Origin of the sequence: Algoriphagus chordae (assembly GCF_003254055.1) — a bacterium.
GTDB classification, from domain to species: domain Bacteria; phylum Bacteroidota; class Bacteroidia; order Cytophagales; family Cyclobacteriaceae; genus Algoriphagus; species Algoriphagus chordae.
On the sequence record NZ_QKZT01000032.1, the window covers coordinates 23,008 to 34,845 of the forward strand.

Here is an 11,838-nt window from a genome sequence, read left to right on the forward strand (position 1 = left end):
AACACTATTATTCAATTATTTAAGGCAATTTTATAATAAGACTAATCTTATTTTTAGCCCAACCTAAAACACTAAACACATTTCAAAATGACTTGTCCACAGCCGATTTAGCCTCTGTTGAAAATATTTTTAGCTATATCTAAATAAATATTTACCTTTGTCTCAGTATAAATCGGAAGAGCATGACCTTAACTACAGCTGAGGAGAATTACCTGAAAGCCATCTATCACCTATCTGACGGAGCCACTAAAAGTGTATCGACAAACGATGTGGCGGCGGAGATGAAAACCAAACCTGCATCAGTCTCTGACATGTTGAGAAAGTTGGGAGACAAAGAAGTGATTGAATACCGAAAATATTACGGAGTTAATATCACGGAAGAGGGCAAGAAACTAGCTCTTCAAACTATCCGGAAACACCGACTCTGGGAAGTCTTTTTGGTGGAGAAATTACAGTTCGCTTGGGACGAAGTTCACGAGGTAGCAGAGGAGCTGGAACATATCCAATCTCCCCTACTTATTCAGCGTTTGGATTCCTATCTGAACTTCCCAAAATTCGATCCCCATGGCGATCCTATTCCTGATGAATATGGAGATGTCCGCGCTCGACCAAGACTTGCTTTGAACGAGATGGAAGTAGATCAGTCTGGTCAGATCGTAGCCGTAAAAGATAGCTCCGCAGCCTTCCTAAAATACCTAGATAAAGTGGGTGCATATATTGGAGCAAGAATCAAAGTTCTGGACAAAGTGGAGTTTGATGGCTCGATGGAAATTCTCGTCGATCAGAAAAAAACACTCTTTATGTCCAAGGATGTTGCAGCGAATATTTTGGCAATTCAGTCATGAGAAAATTACTAGCAATCCTCCCATTACTGCTACTCTCTTTCGCCTGCAAATTTGACAATCCAGAAGAGAGGACAAAACCACAGATCGTGGCCACCACTAGTATTCTTGCTGATGGAATTCGCAACATCGTCGGCGAGCATGCAGAAGTAGTTTCTTTGATGCCAGCTGGAGTAGACCCACATTTATATAAGGCTTCTGTTCGGGATTTGGATTTGCTACAAAATGCAGACTTGGTCATTTACCATGGACTTTTCCTTGAAGGGAAAATGACGGAGATTTTTGAGAAACTGGCATTCAGCCAAAGCCTCATCAATGTCTCCGAAGAAATCCCACAGGAACTATTATTGAGATCCGGACCAGAGGCGCACTCCGTAGATCCACACATCTGGTTTGATGTGTCACTTTGGTCTTTGGCACTCGCTCATGCTTCTGAAGAAATCATAAAATGGCAGCCTGAATGGGAATCAGATATCAGCAAAAACACCGAATCTTACCTTTCCCAACTAGCCCTTTTGCATCAGGACAATCTCAGCAAAGTAGCCGAGCTACGCAAGGCAAACCAAGCCCTAATTACTGCTCATGATGCCTTCTCTTATTTTGGAAAAGCTTATAATTTGGAAGTTCTAGGCCTACAAGGTTTATCAACTTTGAGCGAACCGGGACTTCGGGATTTAACAGGTTTAGTGAGTTTTATCGTCGAGCGAAATATTCATGCAGTATTTGCCGAGCAGACGATTTCACCCAAAGCCATAGAAGCTGTCGTCGCTGGATGCGCCAACCAAAACCATGATATCAAATTGGCTGGCCCACTGTACACTGATAGCCTTGGAGCTGTCGACTCCCCTGCCGGCACCTATATAGGAATGGTAAAAACCAATGTTCAAGTAATTTTTGAAAGCCTAACGAAATGATCATAAACGTAGATTCCCCAGTTTTAGAAATACACGATCTGACGGTCAGTTACGATCAAAGCCCTGTTTTATGGAATGTGGATCTGAGTCTTCCGCCTGGTAAGCTGATCGGAATTCTTGGTCCCAACGGAGCAGGAAAGTCAACGCTGATCAAAGCCATTATGAGTTTGGTTCCGGTGACGGGTGGTTATGTCAAGATTTTTGACCGCGAGTTAAATGATGTGAGGAGCCGTATTAGTTATGTTCCCCAGCGAGAATCAGTGGATTGGAATTTCCCAGCATCCGTGCTCGACGTGGTTATGATGGGCACCTATGGCAAAATAGGTCTTTTCCGAAGGCCTGGAAAAAAGGAAAAGAAGATAGCAATGGATTGCCTGGAGAAAGTAGGCATGCAATCATTTGTGGATCGGCAGATTTCTGAGCTTTCCGGAGGCCAGCAGCAGCGGGTTTTTATTGCCAGAGCTTTGGCGCAGGAAGCTGATTTGTATTTAATGGATGAGCCATTTGCAGGAGTTGATATGGCGACAGAAACAGCGATCTTCCAATTGCTTCAGGAAATGACAGCAGCAGGCAAGACCGTAATAGTGGTCCATCATGACATACATTCAGCAATGAATTACTTTGACTGGATCATTATGCTAAACCTGCACTTGGTAGCATCTGGCCCAAAATCCGAAGTAGTCACGGAAGAACTTCTCAGAAAAACCTACGGAGGAAAACTCAACTTGCTTACCAAGGTGACTGATATCATTCGTCAAAAGGACTTTAATCCATTGAAAAACTGATATGAGTGATTTCGTCTATTTCTTCACTTTTCAGGATGCATCGATTGCCTTTGTGGTCATCGGAATCACGCTGCTGGGCATAGGCTCCGCGTACGTGGGAACATACAGTTTCCTCGACAAAAAAGCCCTACTCGGAGATGCGATCTCACATGCGGTACTTCCTGGGATTTGCCTAGGCTTTATGTTGGCCGGCGAAAAAAACCCGATCTATATCGTCACAGGTGCATTTCTATCTGGGGCGCTGGCGACCTTTCTTACTTCTTGGCTGAAAAGCAACACGAGGTTAAGCGATGACGCAATCATCGCTTCTATCCTATCTATCTTCTTTGGTTTTGGTGTAGTGCTACTGACAGTAATACAGAAATCTGGTAATCCAGAGATGGCAGGCCTCAATCAATTCATCTTCGGAAATGCCATAGCCATCTTAGAGGAAGACCTTTATATCTATGGTGGACTGGCGATATTGATCATCATTACGCTCACTGCCTTCCGAAAGGAATTTTCCATGCTGGTATTCAATGCTGACTTCGGAAAGTCGATTGGCTACCCGATGGGAGCAATTCGTCTGGTATTTAATGTACTAATGATTTTGGCAGTGGTGATCGGAATTCAGGCTATCGGAGTGGTCTTAATGGCAGCTTTGCTGATCGCTCCTGGAGCTGCAGCGAGATTCTGGACTGATAAACTCGGGAAACTTCTACTGATCTCCGGCGCATTTTCGGCTATCTCTGGGATCATCGGCACATACGTTTCATTCGTAATTCCTCAGATGCCTACAGGGCCTTGGGTGGTAGTTTGTCTCTCATTATTTGCTTTTGCATCTTTCCTATTTGCACCAAAGAAAGGAGTGCTTTCACGCTACATAGCTAGAAGGTATTACCTGAAAAAAACTCATCAAGATCACTTATTGAAATTGATTTTTCATGGATTGGAAAGCGGCAAAAAAACCTTCTCAATAGAAGAAATCTATCAGTCCTTTCCTTATAAAAAGGGAGAAACTAAGCATACGATTGATGATTTAATTAAATCAGATTTATTAACTCAAAATCAAGGACTTATTGATTTCACTCCTAAAGGGAAATCAGAAGCAAAACGCATAGTGCGACTTCATAGACTTTGGGAACTTTATCTCAATGAGTACATGAATATCGCTCCAGATCACGTGCATGATTCGGCCGAAAAACTAGAGCACATCCTTACTCCTGAGCTTGAGGCTTTGCTAGAGAGTAGATTAAATTATCCTAAACTCGATCCTCACCAAGAGGCTATCCCCCGCGACAACGATGAGCTTTGACCAAAACGCATTTCTGATCATTTTCACCGCCTCACTGATATCCATTTCTTGTGGACTGCTTGGCGTATTTATGATGCTTCGCAAAATGTCCATGACAGGAGATGCCATTTCTCATGCAGTGCTACCGGGAATAGTAATTGGCTTTTTCGTCTCTGGCAGTCAGCGTGGCCTGGAAGTAATTATAGGAGCTGGTATTCTGGGGATTTTGGCTACGCTGATTATCAATTGGTTGAAAAATAAAGCTAAAGTTCAGCTTGATGCATCCATTGGAATCACCTTTACCCTCCTTTTTGCCATAGGAATTATCCTGATAAATATGCTAGCCTACAAGGTAGATCTGGATCAGGAATGTGTGCTTTATGGAGAGATAGCTTACCTTCCAATTGACCTTTGGATTACAGATGCAGGCTTTAGTATGGGGCCGAGAATCACCTATTTAGCAGTCTTGAATTTGCTTCTAGTAGCAGCATTTATATTCTTATTATACAAGGAGTTAACACTGACTAGTTTCGACGAAAACTTCGGATTGGTAATAGGACTTCCTGCAGGCGCGATCAACCTCGCTTTGATGAGTATGGTCTCTTATACCACGGTAAGTAGTTTCGAAGCAGTGGGAGCTATTTTGGTCGTGGCTTTACTCGTCGTCCCTCCTGCCACGGCTTTCCTTTGGACTAAAAAATTAACATCTCTTATTAAACTTACCTGCGGGTTAGGTATTTTTATTGCGATAGCAGGATATTACATGGCATATTTGGTGGATAGTTCGATTGCCGGAATGATGGTAGCCGTAGGAGGAGTCGTATTTCTTGGAAGCGCACTATTCAAAAGCATCAAGCCAAATAGTATATTCGGAACTTCCACCTCTATCAAGCCGTTGGAGAATTGAAACTTTAGAAATCTATATCAATATTTGAACTAATACAAACTGTCTTAACTCCTTTGATTATCAGGCTGGAAGACCGATGACGGATGACCGAAGTCACATCAATTTGAAAGTTTACTATTTCTTATTTTGCTTTTAGCACTTTTGAGAGCAGATAAGCATAAAGTATGAATGTTAAACAAATAACTAATCAGGAATATTTCAGCCCACAGTTTCTCTGGATACCTAGTATCATGGCTACAAAAACATTTATTTAATACATGAAACAATTATTAATCATAGCCCTTCTTCTCCTCACTGCCAATTTTGCGCAAGCACAGGATAAAATAGAATGGCTGAAATTTGAGGAGGCAGTTGCCGCTTCTGAGGCAAATCCTAAAATGCTCTTAGTAGATGTTTATACTGATTGGTGTGGCTGGTGCAAGAAAATGGATAAGGAAACTTTTACCGATCCAGCAGTCATCAAGTACATCAACGAGAAGTTTTATGCGGTCAAAATGGATGCTGAAGACAACAAGCGGAAGTTTGATTTCAAAGGCAAATCCTATACAGAGGCCAAAATGGCTGCAGCAATGCGTGTACAGTCTTACCCAAATTTTGTGATCATAGATCCTACCTTGAAGAATATCACCCAATTACCCGGCTATAGACAGCCCGCGGAGTTTCTAAATGGATTAGGCCAGATAGTGGATAATGGAATTGGCGCATCAAAATGAGTTTTTCCCTTTCCCAACAAAATGACACCATAATTGCATTGGCAACAGCCCAAGGCGTAGGAGCTATTGCAGTAATTCGACTTTCTGGAAAAGAGGCTATCAGTCTCACAAATCAAGTTTTCTTTGGTAAAAATCTGAAAAAACAGGAATCGCATACCATTCACTTCGGAACCATTCGAGACGGCGATAAAATCATCGATGAGGTTTTGGTTTCCCTATTCATCGCTCCTAAGTCCTTCACGAAGGAAAATGTGGTGGAAATCTCCACGCACGGTTCTTCATATATTATCAATCAAGTTCTCAAGCTGTTCATCCGCAAAGGAGCACGACCTGCAAAGCCAGGAGAATTCACTCAGCGTGCATTCCTCAACGGGCAGTTTGATCTAGCGCAAGCTGAGGCCGTAGCAGATCTGATTCATGCGGATTCTGAAACATCCCACCAGGCAGCACTAAGTCAGATGCGCGGCGGATTCAGCTCTGAAATTCAAGAACTTAGAGCACGTTTGATCCATTTTGCTTCCATGATAGAATTGGAACTGGACTTCGGTGAAGAAGATGTGGAATTTGCCAGTCGAGAAGAATTACGGACGCTGGTAGAGCGCCTACTACGAGTGGTGGAGGAATTGATCCTGAGTTTTGACCTGGGAAATGTGATCAAAAATGGCGTTCCAACCGTCATCGCAGGAAAGCCAAATGCAGGTAAGTCCACCCTACTCAATGCCCTACTCAATGAGGAAAAAGCAATCGTATCTGAAATCGCCGGAACTACCCGTGACTTTATCGAAGACGAAATCAACATCGGCGGAGTAATCTTCCGCTTTATAGATACCGCTGGATTAAGAGAAACTACGGACACGATAGAAGCTATCGGCGTCAGCCGAACTCAGGAGAAAATGAAGACAGCTTCTTTGATCTTGTATCTCTTCGATTTGGGGGATACTGACTTGGTAGAGATTAATCGGGATGTCAATAAACTAGAAAATCAAGGTGTTCCCTTCCTTAAAGTTGCCAATAAGATAGATAAAGCTAATTCACTATTGGTTAATGAATTAAAAGAAAAACATCCTGACACTATTTTTATCTCTGCAGGACAGAAAGATAACCTCGAAGAACTCAAAGCTAGAATCCTTGTTCTGGTAAATCTTGATAAATTCAGAACCGGAAATACTGTCGTGACCAACGTGCGTCATTACGATTCCCTTGTCAAAACCCGGGAGTCATTATTAGACATTCTTTCCGGTTTGGACAACGAAGTAACCAATGACTTTGTGGCCATGGACATCCGCCGTTCCTTACATTTCCTCGGTGAGATCACGGGTGAGATCACCACAGATGATTTGTTAGAGAATATTTTTAGGAATTTTTGTATCGGGAAGTAAAGCAAGGAATTTCATCTTCAATGTGATGAGGTATAGCCTGTCCCTATTCTTCAGAAACAAAGCAATCTCATTGTCTTTTTGAAGCTCTTTCCACATTAAAAAAGGCATAGTTAGCACCGAAGTTTCTTATTTTAACTCGTAACAATCTCACTTTATAAGAATATTGATTGTCTTCAAAAATATAATAATCCCCTGGATACAATTTTGATGTAGCTATGGACGCTTGGCTAGAATTCTTAATCTCAATGTCAGCCTCTTCAGGGTTTTCACTAACATTGTTCTGAAATAGACTGTATTTCCCATCATCTATGGGTAAATAATTACCAACCTTTACTACCTGTCCACTCAAGATTGTGGTGTAAGCCAATTCGATCTTTTCCTTTTTAGGCAAACTTATGACTTCCGGTTTTTCAATATTCTCCTGCTCATTTACTTGTTCAGATAGAGTTGGATTGTCTATTTCTTCAGGTTTACTTTCTATTTCTGTTGTGGTAATATTACTCTGATCTTCAAGTAATTCAACAGTTTGATTCACTTCATCATCGGACATGTTATCTGGAGGACGATTATCTAGGTAGATATAAATCCCTACGATTGCTGTAATTAGTCCAGCTATTGAAGTAAGTAACGCTGGTAAATTGCTCCAAAAACTTTTATTTTCTTCTGCCATATCTATAGTTGTTTAAAAATTAGTTTTACCTCCCATTATACCTCTTAAAATTCTCCGCCTGCTCAAAAATCTCCTTATAGACTTCATCCCGATCTACCGGAGGATAATCATTCTCGGCAAGTAAGATAATCAAATCCACTTTCAATTCTGCCCTGATATCATCTCGCTTGCTCCAGTCGGTGTACTTGGCTTTGTCATCCACCACATCTTTAACCGCCTGAGCCAGATGGATCAACTTGTCTTCGGGATAGACAAAATCATACTTTTTGGCCAGGGCTTTTAGAATATCATAGAAAGCCTTCTCTTCGAAATCAATCCCCAGCTCAGCAAAGGATTCTTTCTCCTTTTTCATGGCGTAATACAGATCTATAATCTCATTCGTAAAATCTTCCAATACCTCACTTTGAAGCACATCAGATTCCTTACGCTCATTGTATTTATCTACCAGCGTTTGCATCTGCTTGGAGAAATCAACGCCTTTGATTTTGTTGATGCGCTTAAACTCATCAATGGCCTTGGCCAGCAACTTTTGGAGCAACTTGATCTTCGTATGTGGAAGCTTGATCTTATCGATCTTAGCTAAGTAATCGGCCTCAAAAATATCCACTTCGCTTTGTCCATCTTCTCCCAATTTAAAGATCTCTTCTACTCCTTCGCTCTGAATGGCTTCCTGGATCATCTCCCGAACTTTCGCATTCATCTGATCGGTATCGGGGCTTTCTCCCTTGGTCAACTTGAATACAATGGAGCGCACCGCAATAAAAAAATGAATCTTGTCTTTCACTTCATTGGTAAAGGCAGCAGATCCAGAGCAAATATCATAAGCAGCTTTCATCCGCTTTACCAGATTCATAAAGCGTCGCTCCAATTGCTGGGTTAGCTGCACAAATTCTGCAGCTTTATTAAGAGTATGTAGTTGCTGAAGCGGTGTGCCGTCAAAATAGGCACTGTAATCAAACTTGTGGAAGATCGCTTCCAGTAGATCCAACTGATCCTTGACTACGATAATGGACTGCTCGATGTCTTCAAAGTTCTGGCTATCCACCGTAGAATACTGCTTCAAGGCCAAATTCATCTGCTTCTTAATCCCAATGTAATCCACCACCAAGCCTTTTGACTTTCCTTCAAATTTTCGATTCACTCTCGAAATTGTCTGAATCAAACTATGCTGCTGTACGGGTTTATCTATGTACATGGTATCCAAAAAAGGCACATCAAAACCTGTCAGCCACATATCCACCACAATGGCAATCTTAAAATTACTCTTGGCATTCTTAAACTGTCGGTCCAGTTCCTTTCGATAGTCCTGATTTCCCAACAGGTTGTAGAGTGCTTCTTTATCGTCTTTTCCTCTCGTCATGACCATATTGACTCTGGCCATGGGTAGGATTTCCTTTTTATCCTTTTCACTGAGCTCCACTCCTTCGGCAGCATGAAGGATTTCTCCCCAAGCTGGACGCAAAGCCAAGATTTCCTGATAGAGCATATAGGCAATTTCCCGACTGCTGCACACAAACATCGCCTTACCTAGCAGTGTGCTTCCTTCTTCGACTCGGGTTTCATAGTGCCCCACAAAGTCATTCGCAATGGCTTCGATTCTTCCCGGATCACCGACTATAGTCCCCATCTGCGCCATTTGCCGCTTGCTCTCGTCGATCTGGTATTCATTTCCTCCGGAATCAGCCACCATCAGGTAATAGCTCTCGATCTCCTGAAGCTTTCTATTTTCCAGCAACACCTTGGCCGCTCTGCCCTCATAAACGATCCGCACAGTAATATCATCCATCACCGATTCGGTCATGGTGTACGTATCCACAATCTCCCCAAACACATCCATGGTCGCATCGATCGGCGTTCCCGTGAAACCCACATAGGTGGCATTCGGCAGGGAATCATGGAGATGCTTCGCAAAGCCAAAACTCTTCTTCACGCCCTGCTCGGTAATCCGAACCTTCTGATCCAGATTGGTTTGGCTGCGGTGTGCCTCATCGGAAATACAAATCACATTGCTTCGATCGGTGAGCAATTCGGTGTCCTCATTAAACTTATGAATCGTGGTCAAGAACACTCCCCCAGAATTTCTGCCCTTCAGCTCATTTCGTAGATCATCCCGACTGGTCACAGACTTGATCACATTGTCTCCGACAAAGGCCTTGGCATTGGTGAACTGTCCGCTCAACTGATCGTCCAGATCGGTACGGTCGGTGATCAACACAATGGTCGGACTGGCAAAGTCCACGCTCTTCATCAGCAAGCGGCTCAAAAAGAGCATGGTAAAGCTCTTCCCGCAACCTGTCGCACCAAAGTAAGTTCCTCCCTTACCATCTCCCTCAGGATGCTGATGGAGTTTGATATTATCAAATAGCTTTGTCGCTGCATAGTACTGCGGATAGCGGCAGACGATCTTTTCATCTTTCTTGGAGCTATCCGGCAGGTAAATAAAATTATGGATGATATCCGTAAGTCGGTGCTTATCCAGCATCCCACGAATCAGCGTGTACATGGCGTCGATTCCATGCACCTTGGTGGACTTGCCAGTAGTAGGGTCGATTTCCTGATCCAAACATTCAATTTTCCGCCAGGCATAGAAGAACTCGTAGGGAGCAAAAAAACTTCCTGCCTTGGTATTCACCCCATCGGAGATCACACAAAAGGCATTGTACTTAAATAAATCCGGGATATCTTTTCTGTACCGAACCGTCAGCTGACTATATGCTTCATGGATTCTTACTTGCTCTCGGATGGAAGATTTAAACTCAAAGACTACCATCGGCAAGCCATTGATATAGAGAATCCCATCGGGAATACGCTTCTCAAAACCCTGAATCTCCAACTGATTGACGAACTTAAAGCGATTCTTTTCCGGCTGCTCGTAATCGATCAACGAGATAAAAATATCCTTCTGGTTTCGGTCTTCTCGCTTCAGCAGAAAGCCATCCCGCACCCAGTGCATGATCGCCTTATTCGTCTCATAGAGATCCGAAGCAGGCAACTTCTCCAATTCCCGAATAATGGAAAAGATCTCCACCGGAGTGATTTTCTGCGCAGCATAACGCTCCTGTAAATAGCCCTGCAAATCTTCCCGAATCAAAACTTCTTCCTTACCCCTGTTAATCTCCTCTCCTGGCACGTAGGGATAACCCTGCTCTCCTAAGAGGGTAATAAAGGCTTGTTCAAGTTGGGATTCGGTGAATTTCATTTATAAGTTACTTAGGGAGTTTTGCTCTCAGTTTTGGAGTTGTAGATACTGGCTTCCTTTCTGGTTCTGACATTTTAAGCAATAATGGCATTGGAAAATCTACCCCGACCAACAATGCTTCTCCTTCCCCAAGTATTGGTAAAAAAGATATTGCGCTTCTATTAGCAGTTGATGCGGCACTTTCAATTGCTTTTTTATCGAGTTCATTAATTAATCTATGAACTAAAAAAGTGCCCATTTGACTTAATGTTCCAGCTGGGATATCTCTAGGCATTTGAGTAGAAAGACAAAGAAATAATCCGTATTTGCGGCATTCTTTAGCTATTAAATCAAAGGCATCTAAAGTTTGACTTTCAAAAAACTCATCTTTTATATTTTTATTCAAGAATTGATGTGCCTCATCTACAAAAAGTATTAATGGTTCTGTTCTAAATTTACCTTGTCTTGCAAGGTTTAATAGAAATGAAGCAAGTGCGTTAGCTGTTATCTCTTTTACCGAAAAAGAAGATGGGATATTTTCAAAACTTATTCTTAAAACTTGTTCTTCATTTTGTGTGATAAATTTATTTATTCCTTCAACGATTGAAGAACATCCTTTAGGCGCTCCTTGGAAACCTAATAGCTTATTAAATACTTCAGTATTAATTAAGTCCGAAATTCTTCCAATAAGTGAGGTTTGGTAGTCATAAGTTTTTGCATCATACCCTCCCCACTTTTTTACATCAGGTTGCCTATCTGTATACCCAGTTGGGTAAACACATTCCTCTTTTATTTGATCAATTAAAAAGTTGATATCAAAATTACATGAATTATCCTCAATTTCTTTGATGTTAGTTTGATAGAATGAAAAGTATTTAGCTTTACTTTCATCTGATTTTTTCTTGGTATTAATTGATAGTCCAGGATTTTTTTCCTTACCTATTCTAATCATTTTTAATGACCTAATAGCTTCTAGTAATATTGGTCTTTGAGATTGGCCAGTAGGTCTTAAAAGGAAAAATAAATCAGATATGGATAAATTTTGGTAAGGAAAAAATGAATCAATCCCTAAAGTCAAGGAGGAGACTGTAATCTAAACTCTGTCTAAGACTTTGAATTTTAGTTAAAGTTTATAAGATAGAGCAGTATGAAAGAACAAGAATCAGCACTCAAGAAA

General features: G+C 41.7%; 10 protein-coding genes. 7 read left to right on the plus strand and 3 right to left on the minus strand.

The window, feature by feature from the left end; translation table 11 throughout:
* Positions 1-182 precede the first annotated feature (182 nt).
* The 7 genes from LV85_RS21400 (at position 183) to mnmE (ending at position 6,813) form a co-directional block, all read left to right on the plus strand.
* Complete coding sequence (locus LV85_RS21400; RefSeq protein WP_111323297.1) at positions 183-845, plus strand: metal-dependent transcriptional regulator; 663 nt, start codon at positions 183-185, stop codon at positions 843-845.
* Positions 842-1,756, plus strand: a complete 915-nt coding sequence (locus tag LV85_RS21405) for a metal ABC transporter solute-binding protein, Zn/Mn family (protein WP_111323299.1) — start codon at positions 842-844, stop codon at positions 1,754-1,756. Before LV85_RS21400 ends, LV85_RS21405 begins: the two co-directional genes overlap by 4 nt.
* Positions 1,753-2,541, plus strand: a complete 789-nt coding sequence (locus LV85_RS21410; RefSeq protein WP_111323301.1) for a metal ABC transporter ATP-binding protein — start codon at positions 1,753-1,755, stop codon at positions 2,539-2,541. The genes LV85_RS21405 and LV85_RS21410 overlap by 4 nt, the downstream gene beginning before the upstream one ends.
* Position 2,542: 1 nt before the next feature.
* A complete protein-coding gene (locus LV85_RS21415; RefSeq protein WP_111323303.1) occupies positions 2,543-3,835 on the plus strand; it encodes a metal ABC transporter permease in 1,293 nt (430 codons plus the stop codon).
* A complete protein-coding gene (locus LV85_RS21420) occupies positions 3,825-4,721 on the plus strand; it encodes a metal ABC transporter permease (RefSeq protein WP_111323305.1) in 897 nt (298 codons plus the stop codon). The genes LV85_RS21415 and LV85_RS21420 overlap by 11 nt, the downstream gene beginning before the upstream one ends.
* Positions 4,722-4,978: 257 nt before the next feature.
* The gene (locus tag LV85_RS21425; RefSeq protein WP_111323307.1) at positions 4,979-5,434 is read left to right on the plus strand and encodes a thioredoxin family protein; all 456 of its coding nucleotides are present in this window, start codon (positions 4,979-4,981) and stop codon (positions 5,432-5,434) included.
* The gene (mnmE, locus tag LV85_RS21430) at positions 5,431-6,813 is read left to right on the plus strand and encodes a tRNA uridine-5-carboxymethylaminomethyl(34) synthesis GTPase MnmE (protein ID WP_111323309.1); all 1,383 of its coding nucleotides are present in this window, start codon (positions 5,431-5,433) and stop codon (positions 6,811-6,813) included. Before LV85_RS21425 ends, mnmE begins: the two co-directional genes overlap by 4 nt.
* Positions 6,814-6,880: 67 nt before the next feature.
* Here mnmE and LV85_RS21435 read toward each other — a convergent pair whose 3' ends face one another.
* The 3 genes from LV85_RS21435 to LV85_RS21445 are packed head-to-tail and all read right to left on the minus strand — an operon-like array spanning position 6,881 to position 11,739.
* A complete protein-coding gene (locus LV85_RS21435) occupies positions 6,881-7,483 on the minus strand; it encodes a hypothetical protein (RefSeq protein WP_111323311.1) in 603 nt (200 codons plus the stop codon).
* Positions 7,484-7,508: 25 nt separating this feature from the next.
* Positions 7,509-10,682 carry a type I restriction endonuclease subunit R gene (locus LV85_RS21440; RefSeq protein ID WP_111323313.1) on the minus strand — a complete coding sequence of 1,058 codons (3,174 nt, stop codon included), beginning with the start codon at positions 10,680-10,682 and terminating at the stop codon, positions 7,509-7,511.
* A gap of 7 nt (positions 10,683-10,689) precedes the next feature.
* Positions 10,690-11,739, minus strand: coding sequence for an ATP-binding protein (locus tag LV85_RS21445; protein WP_211318454.1), 1,050 nt, complete (start codon positions 11,737-11,739; stop codon positions 10,690-10,692).
* Positions 11,740-11,838 lie beyond the last annotated feature (99 nt).

Excerpts from the sequence above, each read along its gene's own strand:
- LV85_RS21400 (WP_111323297.1), top strand. The coding sequence starts at position 183 with ATGACCTTAACTACAGCTGAGGAGAATTACCTGAAAGCCATCTATCAC.
- LV85_RS21405 (WP_111323299.1), top strand. The coding sequence starts at position 842 with ATGAGAAAATTACTAGCAATCCTCCCATTACTGCTACTCTCTTTCGCC.
- LV85_RS21410 (WP_111323301.1), top strand. The coding sequence starts at position 1,753 with ATGATCATAAACGTAGATTCCCCAGTTTTAGAAATACACGATCTGACG.
- LV85_RS21415 (WP_111323303.1), top strand. The coding sequence starts at position 2,543 with ATGAGTGATTTCGTCTATTTCTTCACTTTTCAGGATGCATCGATTGCC.
- LV85_RS21420 (WP_111323305.1), top strand. The coding sequence starts at position 3,825 with ATGAGCTTTGACCAAAACGCATTTCTGATCATTTTCACCGCCTCACTG.
- LV85_RS21425 (WP_111323307.1), top strand. The coding sequence starts at position 4,979 with ATGAAACAATTATTAATCATAGCCCTTCTTCTCCTCACTGCCAATTTT.
- mnmE (WP_111323309.1), top strand. The coding sequence starts at position 5,431 with ATGAGTTTTTCCCTTTCCCAACAAAATGACACCATAATTGCATTGGCA.
- LV85_RS21435 (WP_111323311.1), bottom strand. The coding sequence starts at position 7,483 with ATGGCAGAAGAAAATAAAAGTTTTTGGAGCAATTTACCAGCGTTACTT.
- LV85_RS21440 (WP_111323313.1), bottom strand. The coding sequence starts at position 10,682 with ATGAAATTCACCGAATCCCAACTTGAACAAGCCTTTATTACCCTCTTA.